This window comes from Desulfovibrio sp. 7SRBS1 (assembly GCF_049723905.1).
In the GTDB taxonomy this organism is placed as follows: domain Bacteria; phylum Desulfobacterota; class Desulfovibrionia; order Desulfovibrionales; family Desulfovibrionaceae.
Map to the genome: position 1 here is coordinate 1815600 of NZ_JBJKFD010000001.1, position 18804 is coordinate 1834403.

At 55.4% G+C, this 18804-nt stretch carries 20 protein-coding genes; 15 read left to right on the plus strand and 5 right to left on the minus strand.

The genetic code is table 11. The features are described 5' to 3' along the window. Together ACI0FJ_RS08375 and ACI0FJ_RS08380 are read left to right on the plus strand one after the other, a co-directional pair. The gene (locus ACI0FJ_RS08375; RefSeq protein ID WP_424301688.1) at positions 1-1437 is read left to right on the plus strand and encodes a TolC family protein; all 1437 of its coding nucleotides are present in this window, start codon (positions 1-3) and stop codon (positions 1435-1437) included. Positions 1438-1883: 446 nt separating this feature from the next. Then, on the plus strand, positions 1884-2426 hold the full coding sequence (locus ACI0FJ_RS08380) for a DUF2087 domain-containing protein (protein ID WP_424301691.1): 543 nt from the start codon (positions 1884-1886) through the stop codon (positions 2424-2426). Positions 2427-2514: 88 nt separating this feature from the next. On the opposite strand, the gene ACI0FJ_RS08385 is transcribed toward ACI0FJ_RS08380, so the two are convergent. Then, positions 2515-3159: a cyclase family protein gene (locus ACI0FJ_RS08385; protein ID WP_424301694.1), complete on the minus strand. Its 645-nt coding sequence runs from the start codon at positions 3157-3159 to the stop codon at positions 2515-2517. A gap of 139 nt (positions 3160-3298) precedes the next feature. Between ACI0FJ_RS08385 and ACI0FJ_RS08390 the strand changes: the two genes are divergently transcribed. Next, complete coding sequence (locus ACI0FJ_RS08390; RefSeq protein ID WP_424301697.1) at positions 3299-4180, plus strand: SPL family radical SAM protein; 882 nt, start codon at positions 3299-3301, stop codon at positions 4178-4180. Positions 4181-4271: 91 nt separating this feature from the next. Continuing rightward, positions 4272-5480 (plus strand): acyltransferase family protein, encoded by a 1209-nt coding sequence (locus ACI0FJ_RS08395; RefSeq protein ID WP_424301700.1) that lies wholly within the window; start codon positions 4272-4274, stop codon positions 5478-5480. Positions 5481-5835: 355 nt separating this feature from the next. Here ACI0FJ_RS08395 and fosX read toward each other — a convergent pair whose 3' ends face one another. From fosX to ACI0FJ_RS08410, 3 genes are all read right to left on the minus strand, one after another. Next, a complete protein-coding gene (fosX, locus tag ACI0FJ_RS08400; RefSeq protein WP_424301703.1) occupies positions 5836-6249 on the minus strand; it encodes a FosX/FosE/FosI family fosfomycin resistance hydrolase in 414 nt (137 codons plus the stop codon). 105 nt (positions 6250-6354) lie between these two features. Then, entirely contained in the window at positions 6355-6951 is a 597-nt protein-coding gene (locus ACI0FJ_RS08405; protein WP_424301706.1) for a Maf family protein, read from the minus strand. Positions 6952-7281: 330 nt separating this feature from the next. Then, on the minus strand, positions 7282-8115 hold the full coding sequence (locus tag ACI0FJ_RS08410; protein WP_424301709.1) for a nitroreductase family protein: 834 nt from the start codon (positions 8113-8115) through the stop codon (positions 7282-7284). A 221-nt stretch (positions 8116-8336) separates the two neighbouring features. Between ACI0FJ_RS08410 and ACI0FJ_RS08415 the strand changes: the two genes are divergently transcribed. From ACI0FJ_RS08415 to ACI0FJ_RS08430, 4 genes are all read left to right on the plus strand, one after another. Continuing rightward, entirely contained in the window at positions 8337-8939 is a 603-nt protein-coding gene (locus ACI0FJ_RS08415; protein WP_424301712.1) for a TetR/AcrR family transcriptional regulator, read from the plus strand. Further along, positions 8936-9943 (plus strand): TRAP transporter substrate-binding protein, encoded by a 1008-nt coding sequence (locus ACI0FJ_RS08420; protein WP_424301715.1) that lies wholly within the window; start codon positions 8936-8938, stop codon positions 9941-9943. Before ACI0FJ_RS08415 ends, ACI0FJ_RS08420 begins: the two co-directional genes overlap by 4 nt. A 6-nt stretch (positions 9944-9949) precedes the next feature. Then, entirely contained in the window at positions 9950-10423 is a 474-nt protein-coding gene (locus ACI0FJ_RS08425) for a TRAP transporter small permease (RefSeq protein WP_424301718.1), read from the plus strand. Positions 10424-11266: 843 nt separating this feature from the next. Next, entirely contained in the window at positions 11267-12580 is a 1314-nt protein-coding gene (locus tag ACI0FJ_RS08430; RefSeq protein WP_424301721.1) for a TRAP transporter large permease, read from the plus strand. Between the two features lie 338 nt (positions 12581-12918). On the opposite strand, the gene rpmB is transcribed toward ACI0FJ_RS08430, so the two are convergent. Next, positions 12919-13131, minus strand: a complete 213-nt coding sequence (gene rpmB, locus ACI0FJ_RS08435) for a 50S ribosomal protein L28 (protein WP_424301724.1) — start codon at positions 13129-13131, stop codon at positions 12919-12921. Positions 13132-13305: 174 nt separating this feature from the next. On the opposite strand from rpmB, the gene ACI0FJ_RS08440 reads away from it, so the two are divergent. The 7 genes from ACI0FJ_RS08440 to fabF all read left to right on the plus strand — a co-directional run bounded on the left by ACI0FJ_RS08440 (position 13306) and on the right by fabF (position 18733). Continuing rightward, entirely contained in the window at positions 13306-13830 is a 525-nt protein-coding gene (locus ACI0FJ_RS08440; protein ID WP_424301727.1) for a YceD family protein, read from the plus strand. Between the two features lie 51 nt (positions 13831-13881). Further along, positions 13882-14061 (plus strand): 50S ribosomal protein L32, encoded by a 180-nt coding sequence (gene rpmF / locus ACI0FJ_RS08445; protein WP_424301730.1) that lies wholly within the window; start codon positions 13882-13884, stop codon positions 14059-14061. Continuing rightward, positions 14054-15094: a phosphate acyltransferase PlsX gene (gene plsX / locus ACI0FJ_RS08450; RefSeq protein WP_424301733.1), complete on the plus strand. Its 1041-nt coding sequence runs from the start codon at positions 14054-14056 to the stop codon at positions 15092-15094. Before rpmF ends, plsX begins: the two co-directional genes overlap by 8 nt. A gap of 52 nt (positions 15095-15146) precedes the next feature. Beyond that, the gene (locus tag ACI0FJ_RS08455) at positions 15147-16157 is read left to right on the plus strand and encodes a beta-ketoacyl-ACP synthase III (protein ID WP_424301736.1); all 1011 of its coding nucleotides are present in this window, start codon (positions 15147-15149) and stop codon (positions 16155-16157) included. A 72-nt stretch (positions 16158-16229) separates the two neighbouring features. Then, the gene (gene fabG / locus ACI0FJ_RS08460; RefSeq protein WP_424301739.1) at positions 16230-16967 is read left to right on the plus strand and encodes a 3-oxoacyl-[acyl-carrier-protein] reductase; all 738 of its coding nucleotides are present in this window, start codon (positions 16230-16232) and stop codon (positions 16965-16967) included. Between the two features lie 57 nt (positions 16968-17024). Continuing rightward, positions 17025-17255 carry an acyl carrier protein gene (gene acpP, locus ACI0FJ_RS08465; RefSeq protein WP_424301742.1) on the plus strand — a complete coding sequence of 77 codons (231 nt, stop codon included), beginning with the start codon at positions 17025-17027 and terminating at the stop codon, positions 17253-17255. Positions 17256-17488: 233 nt separating this feature from the next. After that, positions 17489-18733 carry a beta-ketoacyl-ACP synthase II gene (gene fabF, locus ACI0FJ_RS08470; protein ID WP_424301745.1) on the plus strand — a complete coding sequence of 415 codons (1245 nt, stop codon included), beginning with the start codon at positions 17489-17491 and terminating at the stop codon, positions 18731-18733. The last annotated feature ends 71 nt before the right edge of the window (positions 18734-18804 follow it).

Sequence of the window (18804 nt, forward strand, 5' to 3'; positions counted from 1 at the left end):
ATGGCAATGCTGATACGAAGCACGAGCACGCTTGGCGTGTCTCTGCTGCTCATCCTCCAATTCTGCACTGGCGCGTGTGCGACGGAAAATGTAACTTGCCAAATCCCCGCCGGGCAGATGATCGAAGATGCTTCAAAGTCTGTCCCACAATTGTTCACCTTGGCTACGGCTCTGGAACAGGCTTTAAAACATAACAAAACTGTCCTTTCGGCTAAAGAAGAACTTCTCTCGGCCAAAGCAGGTAAAAAACGTGCTTTAGGCGCTATGCTCCCTCATGCATATGCCAGTATGCTAGCCAAAAATCAGGAGGGGCTCAAACATAGGGAGACAAACCCGGACTATATAACTCAAGCCAGTAATGACAGGCGTCTTGGCATCAACCAAACGGTCTTCGACATGCCAACTTTTAGCCGCTACACAGGGGCGGGGCTCCAAAAAGAACGGGCAGCTCTTTACCTCAAATATGTAGAACTGGACACGCTCTACAATACGGAAAAAGAATTCTTTACGCTGCTCAGCGCAGTTGAAAATGTGAAAAGCTACCGTAAATCTGTAGAACGCATGCAGGCCCAGCTCAAATCTGCGCTGGCATTTTATGCAAGACAGATGAAACCCAGGTTGCATGTCCTGCAGATGCAGACCCAGCTTGCCAAGGCCAAAAGTCAACTTTCGGCAGCGGAAAACAGGGTTGATACGCAACGCGCCAGGCTCATCTCCATTCTCTCCCTGCCTCAGGATGCAGCGGTTATCTTCAAGGGAAGTCTGGGAAATGTCCAAATCTGCACACTAGACCGTCTGTCCACTTATATTGACATGGCGTTTAAAACCCGCCCAGATGTGCTGGTTCGAAAAAAGGATGCGGAGATATCAAAACAGGGCGAAGAGGTTATTGAAGGAGAATACTATCCCAAAGTTTCCGCCTTTGCCGAGTACAACCAGAAAGAACTCGATTATGGTTCAGTATGGAATAGCAACTATGATGTGCATTATCCATACGCTGATGGAAACCACGAAACGTACGCCGTGGGGCTGAACGTTCGCTGGGACTTTTTCGAGGGAACAAGTACCCACTATGCCCTTAAAGAGCAGAAACGGAAAACCCAAAGCGCCGTGTTCAAATATCAAAAGCTCAAAGAAGACGTTGCCGCCGAGGTTAAGCGGAGTTACCTTGACGTCATTCAATATCGTAACCAGATCAACCTCTCCCGAGCATATGTCAACGAAGCTCAAGAGACTTATTCCCGGGCTGACAAACGTTACAAGCTTGGAATAGGTACAAGTACCGAGTTGGTTGATGCTTCTCGAGAGTTGATAGATGCAGAGGTTTCACTCAACACCGCTTTGGCTGACTATAACACCGCACTGGCAGCACTCTATTATTCTTCTGGAGGATTTGACCAACTCAAAACATTGGGAAATCAACCTCTGGTTAATTAGTAAAAATGAGTCTGTGCTGTGAATACAGCATGTTTCTATAGAGCATGTACCGGCCTGCACTTCCATGGTGTAGGCCGGTTCTTGCATCGAATATATCTTCCTCATTGTCCGCAATCTTTCCTTGCCCCAAGACGGCAAAAACCTTTTGTGCTTACACAGGATGCTTAGCTAGGACAGCCCCTTCAATTTTTCCATTCCGTAAGAGCACGTCATTCTCATCCTCAGCCTGGAGCTAATGCCGGCCAGGTCTCTGTAAACTTGTACATTTCCAGCCGACTGCATATACTCTTCCCCGGTCGGCAGTTCACCAAGGCGTCGCCGCCCCTTTCGGGGAGCTAAACCTGCCCATTTTCATCCGCCCGACACCTTATCCCCGTGCCGCGTCGGAAGTCGGCGACCACCGGCAATTCTTATTCAAAGGATAGGCGCGATAGCGAGGATAAGTCATGTCCAAAGCCGCTCTTCCCTTTTGCGTGGCCGACATCTCTACGTTTGCCAAGTCGTTGCGCCGTCAGATCGACGGTCTGGAAACCTCCCCCGGCCATGTGGAAATGCTCAACCTTCTGGCCAAGGCCGGAGGCTTCAGAAACTTCCAGCACTTCCGCGCCCAGCAGCAGGCATTTGCCGCCCTGCAGAAACAACAGCCCGCTTCTGTTCCTGCAGAGGTCAACCTCAAGCTGGTCAAAAAGCTCGTGCGCTACTTCGACGAGCAGGGCCGCCTTATCCGCTGGCCCGGCAAATTCAGCCAGCGCATGGTCTGCCTGTGGGTAATGTGGTCGCGCCTGCCTGCCCGCTCCCGGCTGACGGAAAAGGAAATCAACCACATCCTTATGCACAACCATCTGTTTGCAGACCACGCCCTGCTGCGCAGGGAGCTGGTGGACCGCAAGATGGTGCGCCGCACGGCCGACGGGCGCAGCTACCAGCGCAACGAGGTCCAGCCCTCGCCCGAAGCCCTGGCCCTGTTGGAGCATCTTCGTAATCGCTGACTTCTGATCGCGAACAAATAAAAAAAGTGCGGCGGAACTACAGAACAGTGGCTCCGCCGCACTTCGCTTGTTTCCTTTGCAACTTATCTCACGCCATGGCCACGGCCCGAACGGGCGAACCGTCCGCATCCACCATCTTGAGGGGAAAGCAGGAAAACATGAATTCCCCTGTGGGCAGTGCTCCCAAATTGGTCAGGTTTTCAATGATGACCGCATTGCTCCCCAATATGGCCTTGTGCACCGGGTAATCCTCGGTATCCATAGTGTCTACGGAAATGGCGTCCACGCCCAGCCCCCGCAGTCCGGTTTGGGCCAGCCACATGGCGGCCTCGGGCGTCAGCACGGGAAAGCCGGAAAAATATCTTTCATCCCTCCAAAACCGGTTCCAATCGGTGCGCAGTAAAACAAAATCGGCCTGGCGCAGCTCACCTTCATAACCGGCCAGCCTGTCCAGCCCGATCAACCCGCCGTCCGCTTTTCCCTCTGCCGTACAGTCCACCACACAGCCCTTGCCGTAAAAGAAATCCGCTTCAAACGTATCCAGCGTGTTGCCACCGTCCAGAATATGCGCGGGCGCGTCCATGTGCGTTCCCGTATGCGAGAACATGGTCAGTTTTCTTTCATAAAAGCCGTGCGTCGCATGGGTAAACGTTGCATGCAGGATGGGCTGTTCCGTGCCCGGATACATGGGCATGTCCGGCTGTATAACGTGGGTAAGATCAAATATCTTCACGTGCTTGCTCCATTGGGGTCCGATGACTGACAAAAGTACACTCGCCGTAATCGAACACTTGCCCCGGCGCGCCGGGTATGAAATTTTCCCTGTGAAACCGATAAAAAACTGCCACACTTAAGACAAACATCCAAGTCGTATGCGCTACATCCCGGCCAAAACCATTCTCGGTACTGTACGAAACTCGCCCGATTGTTTTTTCGGAGGAGACTACAACATCAACCTGTACCGGGGCTGCCCCCACGCCTGCATCTATTGCGACACACTCAGCGACTGCTACGGCATAGGCGATCTTTCCGACATCCGCGCCAAGGAAAACGCCCTGGAAATCCTTAACGCCGAAATGGGCCGCAAACGCCGAAAAGGCACCGTAACCACCGGGTCCATGAATGATCCCTACATGCCGCTGGAAAAAAAGCTGGAACTCACACGCGGCACATTATACCTTATGGCGGTCCATGGCTTTGGCGTGCATGTTCTGACCAAAAGCGATCTCGTGGTGCGGGATATCGACCTGCTGCGCAAAGTGGGCCGCGTCTACGCTGCCGTCTCCCTCACCATCACCACCGCGGATAACGAGCTGGCCCGCATTCTCGAACCGCACGCGCCTTCCCCGGAGCGACGCCTTGCAGCCATGCGGCAGCTGGTTTCGGCAGGCGTGTACACCGGCGTAACCATGATGCCGGTGCTCCCCTTCCTGACCGACTCGGCCAACAACCTGCGCGACGTTCTTTCCCGGGCGGCAGACAACGGAGCCAGCTACATAACCTTCTCCCCAGACATGACCCTGCGGGATTCCTGTAGGAAATACTATTACGAGCAGCTCGACACCCATTTTCCAGGCCTCGCACAACGCTACATGCAAACCTTTGGCAACAGCTACGTCTGTCCGTCGCCCAATGCCGCGCGCCTGTACGATATTTTTCAAACAGAATGCGCCCGACTCGGCCTGGCAACACGCATAAAAGCCTACTCACCGCCGAAAGATCCCAAGGCAAGGCAACTTACATTGTTCGGCTGAACCGAAAACGCCCTGAAAATATTGACGCGCCCAGCAGTAAGGTTATGCTCAGTTGCCTGTCTGTACCAGCAGCGACACGATTGATAACGCTATGACCATAAAACGGCTCTCAGATCACATCAAGCAAAGACACTTTGAAAACGATTGGCTCATCGTACTAGCAACCTTGGTCGTTTTCTTCTTTCATTGCGCCCGTTTTTTCAACGGGGAAGACTGGAGCATAAAAAACCCTATAATTTCGCCACTGGCGGGATACGCAGTGACCCTGATCTCGCAATGGATCATGCCGCTGTTCTTTTTCCTGTCCGGGATGAGTTCTGAATATTCTCTGCGCAAACGTCCCCCACTGAAATACTTGAAAGATCGGACCACAAGACTGATGATCCCATTCATCTTCAGCACCCTGGTGGCGAGCATTCCACTGCAGGTCTGGATAGAGCGAGTCAGTCACGGCCAGTTCTCCGGTTCTTTCTGGAAATTTTACCCGCTTTATTTCAACGGATTTTACGCATTCGGGGGGAATTTTGCATGGATGGGTCTCCACTTGTGGTATCTGGCGGCTCTTTTCCTGTTCTCGGCTCTAACTCTGCCCTTTTTCCGGCTGTTCGACACAACCAAACTCCACCGCCTCGTGTCCGCACTTTTGGAACGCCTCAGTTTCCCCGGCGGCGCACTGGCTCTCGCCCTCCCGCTGCTGGCAGTGGAATTTCTGGTCAATCTGTACCCGAACGGATTAGGAAGACGTGACTTCGGGGGATGGAGTCTGCTGTCCTACCTGACGGTCTTCTGTATGGGCTATATCCTGTCCACGTGCAGAGAATCCAAAAAATTTTTCCGCATCAACGCGTTTGCAGCACTGTTTCTCGCTCTGGGAACCACAACTGTGGTGCTCCTGGAGGCAATGCATATCATCACTTTTGCTCCCCCCCTCAACTACCCCATTCAACTCATTATCAGGTCGTGCAATTCCTGGCTCTGGCTTACGGCTTTGTATGGACTCGGCTGCCGCTACCTGACACTCAACGCCCCAATTCTTCCCTGGCTGCGAGAAACAGCACTGCCGTTTTACATCGTCCACCAAACCGTCATTGTGAGCGTTGGTTTCTGCCTGCTGAACCTGGATATTCCAATTTTCCCTAAATATATCCTGCTGGCGTCAATTTCATTCATCTCCGTTTTGGTTCTGCTGACCGCTATCCGCAGGCTGAACTGGCTGCGTCCGTTGTTCGGCATGCAACGACTCCAGACGGTTCGTCACAACCGCAAACTTCCCCCCTCCAGAAACGGCCACGTTCAGTAAGACTGAACGAAATTATTCCGGCACCTACAAAATGATTTCCACCCCGGACAAAATATCCCCCCCAAGGGGATACCTGCAACACGGGGCAGTCATTTTGAATGCCAGGTGATTGGAGTTGGTAAATTGGGTTGTCTTGAAAGAAAGATGTGTGGGAGCTTCATGTGGAAGATATCGCAGTGCGGGATTTTCTCCCCCTGCCTTGCAATGATCCCCCCAAGATGTGGTGCGAAGCCATCGAGAGCACGCACCAAGAAAGCACGATTCCGTCGCCCCGGCGAAAGCAGTAAACCTTCAACCTAATGTTCTTCGGTAAATTCACTTCAGCAAAACCGGCGGCGCAAGGGACTGCACAGAGCTACTCAGGGCAACGCCCGGCATATGTTTTCAGCCGTTGTTCCAATGTCCCGGTGTGGAGTTCGAACAGGTGATTGTCGTGGTCATAAAAATACAGAGAGCGTCCTTCGCCCGCCACTCTCGGACGGCTCATCCGTATTTCCACACCGGCAGCCAGCAGCCGTTTTTGGTAGGTGGCAAAGTCCTCTTCGGATATTTTCAAGGCAACGTGGTTGTAGGATTTTTCAGCGGGAGGCTCTCCTTCCATTATGGCAATCCAAATCCCCGCCACCAGATAAAACCGCTCCCTGGATATCGAAAAGGTCTTGTCGCCGCTGACATAGACTTCTTCGGCATTGAAGACGGTTTTCAAAAAATCGCCAGCGCGTTCAAGATCGCGAACCACAAAGGTGATATGGCTCAAGCCCTCAACCATGGTTCCTTCCTTTCCGTTCAACACGCAGCAGGGAGCAGTTCTTCACTGTAAATATCTCTGTCTCGGCAACGCCTTCAAATCCGAATGTTCCCCATGTCCGCTCCTTTAGACTTTCTCAGGAACTATGACTCCCCATCCGGACAGAATTTCCACCACCCGGGCCAAAGGCAGACCCACAACATTGCTGTACGATCCGCACACATTGCGCACCAAAAACGCCCCCAGCCCCTGAATGGCATAGGCCCCGGCCTTGTCGTCCGTCTCGCCGGTGGCAACATAGGCGCGCAGCATTTCCGGTGTTGCGTCGATGAACTCCACCTGGGTGGAAATGTAAAATTCGCTTTTCTTCCAGCCCGGTCCCACCAGGGAACACCCTGTAATCACGGAATGCTTGCGTCCGGCAAGCTTGGTCAGCATCTCCACGGCATGCTCTTTGTTCCCAGGCTTGCCGAGAATCTCGCCGTTGATGGTCACAACCGTATCCGCACCGATGACCACAGCCTCGGGAAAAAGCCGTGCAACATCTTCCGCCTTGGTTCTGGCTGCGCGCACCGCATACACTGAAGGCTCTTCCCCCGATTCCGGGCACGGTTCCTCTCCTTTGGCGGGGTGCACGTCGAACTCCACACCAAGGGAACCAATCAAATCCACCCGCCTGGGCGACCCCGAGGCAAGTATCAGACGCATGGTTGCTTCAAACACGTCAACTCCTTTGTTCCAGCGCTCCGCCCTGATTTCCAGGTCCGAAAATACACTTCCATTCGACTTTCCCACATGTCCACGCAGATTCTCTTCATATATGGGACGCAGTACCTGTCATGGCAGAACCAACGGCGTAAAAAAACCTACAACAGATTTTCCGGTACACACTCTCCGGGCAAAAGCAGCTGCACCTTTGTCCCAGCCCACACGAGTGTCGCGTCCGTTCCATTCGTTTCATCAAAAAAAGCAGCAGTACACCCGGCCCGTACCATGGCGGGCATAGCCCTCCATACGCGCCAGAAAAACTGGGAGGCACAGCCCACCAGCACATCAGTCCCAGCGAATTTCGGCAATACGGGCGTCCTGATGATCCACAACACGATGATAATGTACCGCCGGATACCCGAAAGACATGCAATAGACAATGTTATTTCCCTTGGGCAGGGCCAACTTCCTGGTCAGGTCGGGTACAATCTGCGTAAAAATCCAGTGGACAAAACCATTCCACAGCGTCCCGATGCCCATGCTCTGGGCCAGCAATTCAACATAACTCAGGGCGATAAAACCGTCCGCCTCCGGCGTGGGACAGATCTCGGGCGCGGAGACCACCAGCAGGTGCGGGGCATCACGAAATAAAACATCCTTGCCCCTGGTTTCCCAGGCCCGGCTTATGGCGGCAAAAAACTCCTTGCCCGCGGGAATATCCCCGTTTTTTATAGCCTCGGCCAATGCCAGGTAGACTTCTTCCCGCAAGGCGTCCATCACGTCCCGGTCCCGCACCACGGAAAAAAGCACCTGCCGGTTGTTCACCCCGGTGGGCGCGTTGAATGCAACGCTCAGCAGCCGGTCTATGCTGGCATTGTCCACCGGCTTGCTCTTGTACAAACGCACGGAACGCCGCCCCATTATCAGGGTTTCCACCTCTTCCGCCGTGGGCAGATTGCCTTTGAGCGGTCTGCATTGCTTCGGATCAATCCCCAAAATGGACAGTGCCCCCGGCTTGCACACCGCCAGACAGTGCTGGCAACGGATACACAGGTCTTCCCGGTCGGCCCGGACCCTTGGATAGTTTCCCGGCGCAAACTCGATTACGCTGTACGGACAGTCTTTGGCGCATTCGCCGCACTGTATGCATTTTTCCTGATCCACGGTCAGATCTATCACATTCCCGTCTCCTGAATCTCTTTTTTATCAGGCGCTCCGGTCCATCTGGCACCTTGCGCCGTACGAACATGCCACAGCCTTTCACGCAACGCAAAAAAAAGCCGCTGAATGCGCGCCCTCGTTGACAGGCGAGGTATTCGGGTCTATGTGGATTCTTCAATTTGTGACCAACGGTCATTTTTTGACCATCGGTAGCCAAAACGACGTTCAAGGAGCACTCAATGGCCCGCAGGCAGCAGGAAAAGTCACGACAAACAGGCGACGAACTTTTGGCCGCAGCAACCGAGCTGTTCGGTACAAAGGGATTTGCCGCCACGTCGGTGAACGACATCACCGAACGCGCGGGCTATGCCAAGGGCAGCTTCTATCGCCATTTCAAGAGCAAAGACGAACTTTTTCTACGCATCGTGGCCGACAAGCTTGCCGATTACCGCATGCGGCGCGACCGGCAAATAACCGCGGCCCGCAGCCTGGACGACGTCTACGCCATCATCTGGGATTTCCTGGAGTCCATAGTTCAGGACAAGGGCTGGTCCGCATCGTTTCTGGAGTTCACCATCCACGCCTCGCGAAATCCCGACCTGTGCGCAGAACTCAACAACGGCGTATACCGCCTGTCCAACGACATTTTCGCGGGCATGGTTCGCCCGTTTCTGCCCGAAGGCTATCCCCCGGAAAAACTCGGTGCGTTCAACACCGCCCTTTTCGAGGGATTTCTCATCCACAATCTGCTGGGAACCGGCACACTGGACACCGCCGATATCCGCCAGGCGGCATTGAACCTGGCCAAGTCGTTCATTGCCGCGCCCAAGGAGCACTCATGAAAAAATCACTTTGTCTGTTCAGCATGCTGGCCTTGTGCCTGTCTTTTCTGGCCCAGCCCGCACAGGCCCAAACCCGGTTGTCCTACAGCTGTTTCTTCCCGCCCACCCATGTGCAGGCCAAGCTGGCCGAAGAGTGGTGCAAGGAAGTGGAAAAACGCACCAACGGCCAAGTCGTTGTGGACTTCTACCCCGGCGGCACCCTTACCAAGGCGCCCCAGACATATGACGGCGTGGTCCAGGGCATGTCCGACATCGGCATGTCCGCCCTGGCCTACTCGCGCGGCCGCTTCCCGGTAATGGCCACTGTAGACCTTCCCCTGGGCTACACCAGCGGCAAGGACGCCACCCGCGTGGCCAATGCCGTGGCTGAAAAATTTCATCCTGCCGAACTCGATGACGTGGAAGTGATGTACTTCCATGCCCACGGTCCCGGCCTGCTGCACACCAAAAAAGTTCCCGTACACACCTTGGCCGACCTCAAGGGCCTCAAGATCCGCTCCACGGGCAACAGCGCCAAGGTCGTGGAAGCCTGCGGCGGAACGCCCGTAGCCATGTCCATGCCCGACAGCTACCAGAGCATCCGCAAGGGCATAGTGGATGGCAGCTTCTACCCGGTTGAAACCAACAAGGGCTGGCGCATGGCCGAGGTTGTGGACTACATGACCGAAACCTTTCCCGTGGGCTACACCACCACCTTTTTCGTTGTCATAAACAAGGACAAGTGGAACAGCCTGCCCAAGGACGTGCAACAGACCATCCGCGCCATCAACACGGAGTGGACCGCCAAACACGGTGCCGCCTGGGACGAAAGCGACAAGGTGGGCCGCGAGTTCTTCCTTAAAAAGAAAGGCAAAATCATTCCTCTCACCGACGAGGAAGCCAAGGCCTGGCACGACGCAGCCACCCCCATCATTGCCCAGTACGCCGAAGAACTCGAGTCCAAGGGGCTGAACGGCAAGGAAATAGTGGACTTCACCATCGCCACGCTCAATGAGGGGAAATAAGGTTCCATGCAGACCTCGCTTCTCGACCGCACGGAAAGATTCCTGCGCAACATCGCCGCAGCGTGCCTGGCAGCCATGGCCCTGCTGACCTGCTGCGACGTGGTGGGACGCGGCATGGGCCATCCCATCTTCGGCTCGGAAGAAATCGTGGCCTTTATGGCCGCCCTGTGCATGGCCTTTGCCCTGCCCTTTGCCCATAGCCAGCGCAGCCACATCGGCGTGGAAATCCTGTACAGACGGCTGGGCGAGAAGACCCGGAAAATCACCGACATCGTCACTTCGCTGCTGGCTCTCGGGCTCTTCTGCCTGGTGACCTGGCAAATGGCAGGCTACGCCATGGATAAATACCACTCCGGCGTGCTCTCCATGAACCTGGAACTGCCCGAGTACACCATTGTCGCGGCAACCGCCGCAGGCTTTGCCGTGTTCTGCCTGCGCCTGGCCGTGGATGTGAAGAAACTATTGGTGGGGGAGAGGTAAGAGAAGATGCGAGGGGGAAACCTTTCTGAAGAAAGGTTCTCCCCCTCGCGCTCCCCTTTCCAAAGACTTTTACTATTAAGGATAATGTAGGGTTTCAGCGGATGAAAGAACCTTTCTTCAGATCAGCCGCCGCAAGGCGGACCAGTGCGGAGCACCGTGAGGGTGAAGCGAAACCACGCTTTCGCATAGCCCGATCCCGCAAAGACAACGTCCTTTGCGCTTCCTGAAGGTCAGAAAGGTTATCCCCTCGCGCTCCCCTTCCAAAGACTTTTACTATTAAGGATAATGTGGGGATTCAGCGGACGAATGAACCTTTCTTCAGATCAACCGCCGCAAGGCGGATCGGTGCGAAGCACCGTGAGGGAGAAGCGAAACCACGCTTTCGCATAGCCCGATCCCGCAAAGGCAACGTCCTTTGCGCTTCCTGAAGGTCAGAAAGGTTATCCCCTCGCGCTCCCCTTCCAAAGACTTTTAACCTTAAAAAATGGGGATTCAACAGGGGGATACCCCATTCGCAAGCGCGGACAGTATATTCAATACGTCCCGCGAAGCGAAATAAGGCAGCAACGACACCGAAATCAAAAATCGGCGGCTTGCAAGAAAGGTTCTCCCCCACCGCGCTCCCCCTTTCCAAAGACTTTTATTATTGAAGAGTGCCCTTTCCCTTTGAGCCTCTTCCCCAATTTTTAACCCGGCTTGTTTTTTTGGCTTGAGCCCCATGGCCGCATGCGGCCATGGGGCTCAAGCCAAAAAAACAAATCGCAGGTCCAGGAGGCCGTTGCCTCCTGGCGGGGGTTCGGGGGCAGCGCCCCCGCCCACCCCATCCTTATAAAGGAGCATCATTTGGATCCGACGATAGCTGGCATTGTGGGCGTAGTTGTGATGATCGCCCTGTTTATGACGCGCATGCCTGTTGCATACGTGATGACGCTGGTGGGTTTTGTAGGCTTTTCCTCCCTGATTTCCCTGCAGGGCGGACTGAGCCTGCTTTCGCGCAGCATGTATCAGGTCTTTTCCTCGTACGAGCTGAGCACCATCCCCCTGTTCATCCTGATGGGACAGATCGCCTTCAACTGCGGCATCAGTAAACGTCTGTACCATACGGCTTACTGCTTCCTTGGCAACGTGAAGGGCGGGCTGTCCATGGCCACGGTAACGGCCTGTACGGCGTTCGGCGCAGTGTGCGGGTCGAGCCCGGCAACGGCTGCAACCATGGCCACCGTGGGCATCCCGGAGATGAGGCGCTACGGATATTCGGACGATCTGGCCGCGGGCAGCGTGGCTTCTGGCGGTGGCTTGGGCATGATCATGCCGCCGAGTGTGGTACTGATAGTGTATGGCGTGCTTACGGAACAGTCCATCGGCGAGTTGTTCGTGGCGGGCATAGTGCCTGCAATGCTGCTGACCGTGCTTTTTATTGGAGCGGTCTGGCTGACCTGCCGCAGGCACCCGGAAAAAGGCCCCAAGGGCGAACCGGTGAGCATGGCGGAAAAGTTGCGCTCGTTGGGCGGGCTGGCAGATACCATTGTGGTGTTCGTGCTGGTGATAGGCGGACTGTTCAAGGGATGGTTCACACCAACCGAAGCGGCTTCCGTAGGTGTGTTGGGCGTGGCCGGTGTTTCGCTGGTACGGGGCTCGCTGACCTGGAAGGGGCTGCTCAAGTCATTGGACGAAACCCTGCGGACCTCGTGCATGGTGCTATTTCTCATTGCCGGGGCAACGGTTTTCGGCAAATTCCTGGCAGTCACGCGCATTCCGTTCAACATCGCCTCGTGGGTGGCATCGTTCGATCTTGCTCCGGCTGTGGTGATGTGCCTGATCGTCCTGATATTTTTTCTGGGCGGCTGTTTCATGGATTCGCTGGCCCTGATCATGCTGACCATTCCGGTATTTTTCCCGGTGGTCATGGACCTGGGGTGCGATCCCATATGGTTCGGTGTGGTTATCGTGCTGGTCACGGAGATGGGAGTGATCACACCGCCGGTGGGGGTCAACGTCTACGTGGTCTACGGCGTAACCCAGCACATGGGGCAGCATATTGCGCTGGAATCCATATTCAAGGGCATACTGCCCTTTCTGCTGGCCATTGTGGTCGGGCTGGCGCTGTTCTTCGTGTTCCCGGACATTGTGACGTTTCTGCCTTATTTAATGTATTAGAAGGCCTGGGTATTTCTTCCGAAACGATCGGCAAGACGCCGCATGCACCTGCGTCAAGACGCACGCCGTGCGAGTAATGGCGAAGCGGACTGCTCCATACGGAACAATTCGGGGAAGGAGAAAGGTCCGACAGGAAGAGCGGCGAGAAAAGGCCTGCCGGTAAAGTTGAATCTGACAGCAACGCCAAAAGGCAGGAAGATCAGAAAATTATCAAGGCAACGACACAAACATGTCTTTTGCTGCAATAAAAAAAAGCATCACGCCCTGATACCAAAATGGTTCCAGGGCGAGATGCTTTTGTACGAAAGAATGGCTGCGATCAGAAAGACCGCATAAAATTATTCTTCGATCTGACGGGCTGCAGGCTTGGCCACTTTGCCGGAGCGGATGCAGGTAGTGCACACGTTCATGCATTTGACTTCGCCGGAGTCGAGCTGCACCCGAACCTTCTGCAGGTTGGGCTTGAAGACGCGCTTTGTTTTAATGTTGGAATGGCTGACGTTATTGCCGACCTGACGCATTTTGCCGCAGATTTCGCATTGTTTAGGCATGGTCCGTATCCTCCACGTATGGTATCGGACCTGAGTCCGACGAAATGTACGATTAAAAAACCCCTGCCTCAGCAAGGAACCAAGCTCTTTATCCACAATCTGAAAAAATGGCAACCCCTTTTTTCTTGACAACGGTCACCGTTCCCAATAGGTAGACCTTCCTTGTGAGGATGTATGCCAGAATTATGGATTAAACTCGACGAACTGCCCGCTGAGGGGAAGACGGTTTCCGTGGCCGATAATGGCCTGTGGGAAGCCTTCTTCAATGATTTCACAATCCCCGCCGTTATTTCCGCCCCCATAGAGGCGACCCTGACGGTAAAGGAAGCGGGCGAAGGCGTTCTTATAGAAGGTTCGCTGCAAGGTGCCATCACCTTGCCGTGCGACCGTTGCATCGAGCCAACCCAAATCGATATCGGCACGGAGTTCGAATCCTTCGAGGAAGAGAACACGCCGGAAGAAGATGCGGAAGGGCCGTCTTTTCTGCGTATGGAAGATGGCGAGTTGGAGCTTGATGCCGCGGGCATTCTCTGGCAACAGATTGCTTTGCAGCTGCCGACCAAAGTGTTGTGCAAGCCGTCCTGCAAAGGTTTGTGCCCCAAGTGTGGCGCAGACCTTAATGAAGGCGACTGCGGCTGCGACAGCAAGGACTATGATCCCCGTATGGCCGTTTTGCGCGGTCTGAAGGTCAACAAGTAATTCCCTGCGCCCCGGCCTGTTGCCGCGGTGCATGAATAAGGAGAGGCGAAAATGGCATTACCCAAGAAGAAAACGTCCAAGTCCAAGAAGGGAATGCGTCGTTCCCATCACAGCGTACCGGTCCCCACGGTAGTTTACTGCGAATGCGGCGAACCCACCCTGCCCCACAAGATTTGCGCCAGCTGCGGAACCTATAAAGGCCGCCAGATGCTGCGCATTGAAGATGAATAACAGACCACGCATTGCCGTGGACGCCATGGGCGGGGACATCGGTCCTTCCGTGGTCGTGCCCGGCGCCGTCAGTGCCGCCAAGAAAAACGGCATTGATCTTATTTTGGTAGGCAAGCCCGGTGAAATTGAAGATGAGCTGGGCAAACTGGACACGGACGGTCTCGCAATAGAGGTGGTGGAAGCCACTGAAATTGCGACCATGAAAGACAAACCCACGGATGTGGTGCGTCGCAAAAAAGATTCGTCCATCTATGTTGCCTGCCGGTTGGTTCGCGATGGAAATGCCGACGGCTTTGTCAGTGCCGGAAACACCGGTGCTACCTTGGCCTGCGGCATTTTCGTGCTGGGCCGATTAAAGGGCGTCGAGCGGCCCGCTCTGGCCAGCATTCTGCCCACGGAAAAGAAGCCCTTGGTCCTTGTGGACGTTGGGGCGAATGTGGATGCCAAAGCATCGCAGCTCATCCAGTTCGGCATTATGGCGGACTGTCTGGCGACTACGGTGCTGGATTACCACAATCCCAGGATTGCCCTGCTTTCCATCGGTGAAGAGGAAGGCAAAGGCAACAGTCAGATCAAACAGGCCTTTGATATGCTCCGGAGTTCCTCGCTGAACTTCACAGGCAATGTCGAAGGTCGGGACTTGTTCACGGGCGACGTGGACATAGTGGTCTGCGACGGGTTTGTGGGCAATGTCGCGCTCAAGCTTTCCGAGGGGCTTTCCACGTCGTTGGCAAGGCTGCTCAAGCGCGAGCTGCTGGGTAACCTTTTTTCCAAATTGGGCACCCTGCTATCGTCTGGCGCTTTAAAGCGTTTTAAACGCCTTGTAGACTATGCGGAATACGGCGGAGCACCTTTGCTGGGCCTTAACGGCATCGGCATTGTCTGCCATGGCGCATCCAACGAAAAAGCCATGATGAACGCCGTAAAAATGGCGGCCAGATACATGGAAAACGGCGCCAACGACCGCATCAGCCAACGGATAACCGAAAGCAGCGATCTGACCCGCTTCAGCCGCGGCAGACAATCAGCCTGAACGCCGCACCCTGCGGCCGCCCCGGTTTCTCCGGGCGGGAGAACTCACCGACATGCCAGTCATTGAACAGAGCGTCATCCGGGGATTGGGATTTCATGTCCCCGAACGCATACTGACCAACAAGGATCTGGAAGAACTAGTAGAGACCTCGGACGAGTGGATCACCACTCGTACGGGTATCAAGGAACGCCATATCGCCGCCGAAGGCGAGGCGCTTTCCGATATAGCTCTGCAGGCAGCCAAAAAGGCGCTTGCCGATGCGCACATGGAAGCCGACGATCTGACCCATATAATCGTCGCAACCTGTACGCCGGATTCCTACTGCCCCAATACGGCCTGCATCCTTGAACACAAATTGGGCGTTTCCGGAAAAATCGCCTTTGATATCAACGCAGCCTGCACCGGATTCACGTACAATCTGGAAATGGCCCGTTCCATCATCGCGCTTCGCCCGGATTCCGTTGTCCTCATTATAGGCGGCGACATTCTGTCCTCGCGCACCAACTGGGCAGACCGCACCACCTGCGTTCTTTTCGGTGACGGAGCCGGGGCAGCAGTGCTTACAGGCGCCTCCAACGACAATGGGAAGGGACTCAAGGGCCGCATTCTGGACACGATCCTCAGCAGCGATGGTTCCATCGGCGACATGCTCAAATTCAACGGCGGCGGTTCCAGTGCCCCCTATTCTCTGGGCCATGTCGTTACGGAAAATCATTTCATCAGCATGCAGGGACGCGAAGTGTTCAAACACGCCATTCGCAACATGGTTGCCGTGTCGCAGGAAATCCTGGACCGCAACAAAGTGTCCACGGACGACGTCAGCCTTGTCATTACCCATCAGGCCAACCTGCGCATCATCGAATCCCTCGGCAAAAAGCTGGGCATTACCGACGAGCGCGTTTTCGTCAACTTGCACAAGTACGGCAACACGTCCGCCGCCACCATCCCCATTGCCCTGGCAGAGGCCAGGGAACAGAACCGACTGACCAAGGACAGCCTGCTTCTGGTGGCTGCTTTCGGCGGAGGATTCACCTGGGGATCGGCACTCGTACGCTTCGAATAATTTGCGCTCGTTTGCAGATTAGGCTACAAGATGGCGAAATTTTAGAACGCTAACCCCCGCGAAATCATACCCATGAACGATACGCAAAAAATCGCCGTTGTCACCGGAGGCTCCCGGGGAATAGGCAAAGCATGTGCCCTTGCCCTGGCCCAGAAAGGTTACCGCATCGTCCTGACCTACGTCAGCAAGCCCGAGCTTGCCGACGAGGTTGTCGCCGCCATACGCAAACAGGGCGGAGAGGCCGAGGCCGTGCAGCTCAATGTTGCCGACCGCGAAGCCGTGGCTGCCTTTTTCAAGGACCGCAAGGAAGAAGGCGTGGACGTGCTGGTGAACAATGCCGGCATCACCAAGGACGGTCTGCTCATCCGCATGAAGGATGAAGACTGGGACAAGGTGCTGCACATCAACCTCACCGGTGCTTTCACCTGTCTGCGCGAAACGGCCAAGATCATGGCCCGTCAGCGCAGTGGCCGGATCATCAATATTTCATCCATTGCCGGGGAAATGGGCAACGCCGGACAGGCCAACTATTCGGCAGCCAAAGCCGGACTCATCGGTCTGACCAAAACCACCGCCCGCGAACTGGCAGGCCGGGGAGTAACCGTGAACGCAGTAACACCCGGCGCGATCGAAACGGACATGACCAAGGTCCTGCCCGAAAAGGTCCGCGAAGGCATGCTGGCGGCCATCCCTCTGGGCCGTTTCGGTACCCCGGAAGACATTGCCGGGGCCGTCTGCTTTTTGGCGTCCGACGCCGCCGCCTACATTACCGGACATGTTCTGTCCGTGAATGGCGGCATGTACATGTAACCACGCGCAACCAGCGCACAGTACCGAAAAGAACATTCCGCATGGAGGAACGTAATTATGTCCGTAGAAGCAAAAGTAAAAGAAATCGTCGTTGAGCAGCTTGGTGTTTCCGCAGACGAAGTGAAGACAGACGCCTCTTTCGTGGACGACCTGGGCGCCGACTCCCTGGACCTGACCGAACTGATCATGGCCATGGAAGAAGAATTCGGCCTGGAAATCGACGACGAAGACGCCCAGAAGATCCTGAAGGTGTCTGACGCTGTCAGCTACATCGAGTCCAAGCAATAAGAACTCCGGTGATTCTGGCAACAGAAATACAGGGCGTCTTGCAGCTTATACGGCCGCAAGGCGCTCATATTTTCTCGTGGCCCGTACGTGCAATGCAAGACATTCACCCGCGGCAGGACCGGAACTTTCCACACCTGCCGCACTTTTCGTTATGCCGATCGGCACGGTGGAATACACACCTCCCGAAAGACAATCGAACGGCATCCCCGTCGCAGGGGAGGAGAATATAGACCATGAAACTTCACCGCGTAGTTGTAACAGGCCTTGGGACCGTTACCCCCGTGGGCAACGACCTGGAGACCAGCTGGACCAATCTGCTCGCAGGTAAGAGCGGCGTGGCGCCTATCCGCCGTTTCGACGCGACCGGCTACGCCAGCGCCATAGCCGGAGAAGTCAAAGACTTCGACGACTCCGACTACCTGGACAAGAAGCAGGCGCGGCGGCTTGAACCCTTCACCCGCTACGCCATGGCCTGCACCCGCATGGCCATGCAGATGGCCGGATGGAACCCCTCCGACGTGGAAAAAGAACGCTTCGGAACCATCATCGGCGTGGGCTTGGGCGGCCTGAGGACCTTGGAAGAGAATTACGACGCCCTTATCCACAAAGGCCCCCGCCGTGTCAGCCCGTTCATGATTCCCGTACTCATTGCCAACATGGCGGCCGGACAGTCTTCCATAATGACCGGTGCCATGGGCCCCAACTATTGCACCACTTCGGCCTGCGCCTCCGGGCTGCATGCCATTGGTGCCGCATACACAGACATCAAACTCGGCCGTGTGGACGCCATGATCTGCGGCGGAGCCGAATCCACCATCACGCAGCTGGCCGTCAGCGGATTCACTTCGCTCAAGGCCCTGTCCACCCGCAACGAAGAGCCTGAAAAGGCCTCGCGTCCGTTCGACAAAAACCGCGACGGCTTCGTCATTGGCGAAGGGGGCGGCCTGTTCCTGCTGGAAAGCCTGGAACACGCCCAGGAACGCGGCGCCAAGATTCTGGCCGAGGTTGTGGGCTACGGAGCATCTTCCGATGCCTTCCACATGACCGCCCCGCCGGAAGACGGCAGCGGTATGGCCCTGTGCATGCAGTCGGCGCTCAAGGAAGCCGGTGTTGCTCCCGAAGAGATCAACTTCATCAATGCCCACGGCACGTCCACACCCCTCAACGACAAGTGTGAGACAACCGCGGTCAAAAAGGTGTTCGGCAAGCATGCCTACGACATCTCCATGACCTCGAACAAATCCATGATCGGTCACCTGCTGGGTGCAGCCGGAGGCGTGGAAAGCGTCTTCTCGGTAAAAACCCTGATGGAAGGCATTATTCCGCCCACCATCAACCTGGAAAATCCCGATCCTGAATGCGATTTGGACTACACGCCCAACGTGGCCAAAAAACGCGACGTAGAATACGCCATGTGCAACTCGTTCGGCTTTGGCGGAACCAACTGCAGCATGCTTTACAAGAAATATCAGGGTTAGAAGTCTGTTGAAATAAACGTCCGGTCCGGGTCCATGTGCCTATCGACAACCCGCCGGAATTCCGCCTGTGT

Coding starts and splice junctions, on each gene's coding strand:
- ACI0FJ_RS08375 (WP_424301688.1), top strand. CDS start 1: ATGGCAATGCTGATACGAAGCACGAGCACGCTTGGCGTGTCTCTGCTG.
- ACI0FJ_RS08380 (WP_424301691.1), top strand. CDS start 1,884: ATGTCCAAAGCCGCTCTTCCCTTTTGCGTGGCCGACATCTCTACGTTT.
- ACI0FJ_RS08390 (WP_424301697.1), top strand. CDS start 3,299: ATGCGCTACATCCCGGCCAAAACCATTCTCGGTACTGTACGAAACTCG.
- ACI0FJ_RS08395 (WP_424301700.1), top strand. CDS start 4,272: ATGACCATAAAACGGCTCTCAGATCACATCAAGCAAAGACACTTTGAA.
- fosX (WP_424301703.1), bottom strand. CDS start 6,249: ATGGTTGAGGGCTTGAGCCATATCACCTTTGTGGTTCGCGATCTTGAA.
- ACI0FJ_RS08415 (WP_424301712.1), top strand. CDS start 8,337: ATGGCCCGCAGGCAGCAGGAAAAGTCACGACAAACAGGCGACGAACTT.
- ACI0FJ_RS08420 (WP_424301715.1), top strand. CDS start 8,936: ATGAAAAAATCACTTTGTCTGTTCAGCATGCTGGCCTTGTGCCTGTCT.
- ACI0FJ_RS08425 (WP_424301718.1), top strand. CDS start 9,950: ATGCAGACCTCGCTTCTCGACCGCACGGAAAGATTCCTGCGCAACATC.
- rpmB (WP_424301724.1), bottom strand. CDS start 13,131: ATGCCTAAACAATGCGAAATCTGCGGCAAAATGCGTCAGGTCGGCAAT.
- ACI0FJ_RS08440 (WP_424301727.1), top strand. CDS start 13,306: ATGCCAGAATTATGGATTAAACTCGACGAACTGCCCGCTGAGGGGAAG.
- rpmF (WP_424301730.1), top strand. CDS start 13,882: ATGGCATTACCCAAGAAGAAAACGTCCAAGTCCAAGAAGGGAATGCGT.
- plsX (WP_424301733.1), top strand. CDS start 14,054: ATGAATAACAGACCACGCATTGCCGTGGACGCCATGGGCGGGGACATC.
- ACI0FJ_RS08455 (WP_424301736.1), top strand. CDS start 15,147: ATGCCAGTCATTGAACAGAGCGTCATCCGGGGATTGGGATTTCATGTC.
- fabG (WP_424301739.1), top strand. CDS start 16,230: ATGAACGATACGCAAAAAATCGCCGTTGTCACCGGAGGCTCCCGGGGA.
- acpP (WP_424301742.1), top strand. CDS start 17,025: ATGTCCGTAGAAGCAAAAGTAAAAGAAATCGTCGTTGAGCAGCTTGGT.
- fabF (WP_424301745.1), top strand. CDS start 17,489: ATGAAACTTCACCGCGTAGTTGTAACAGGCCTTGGGACCGTTACCCCC.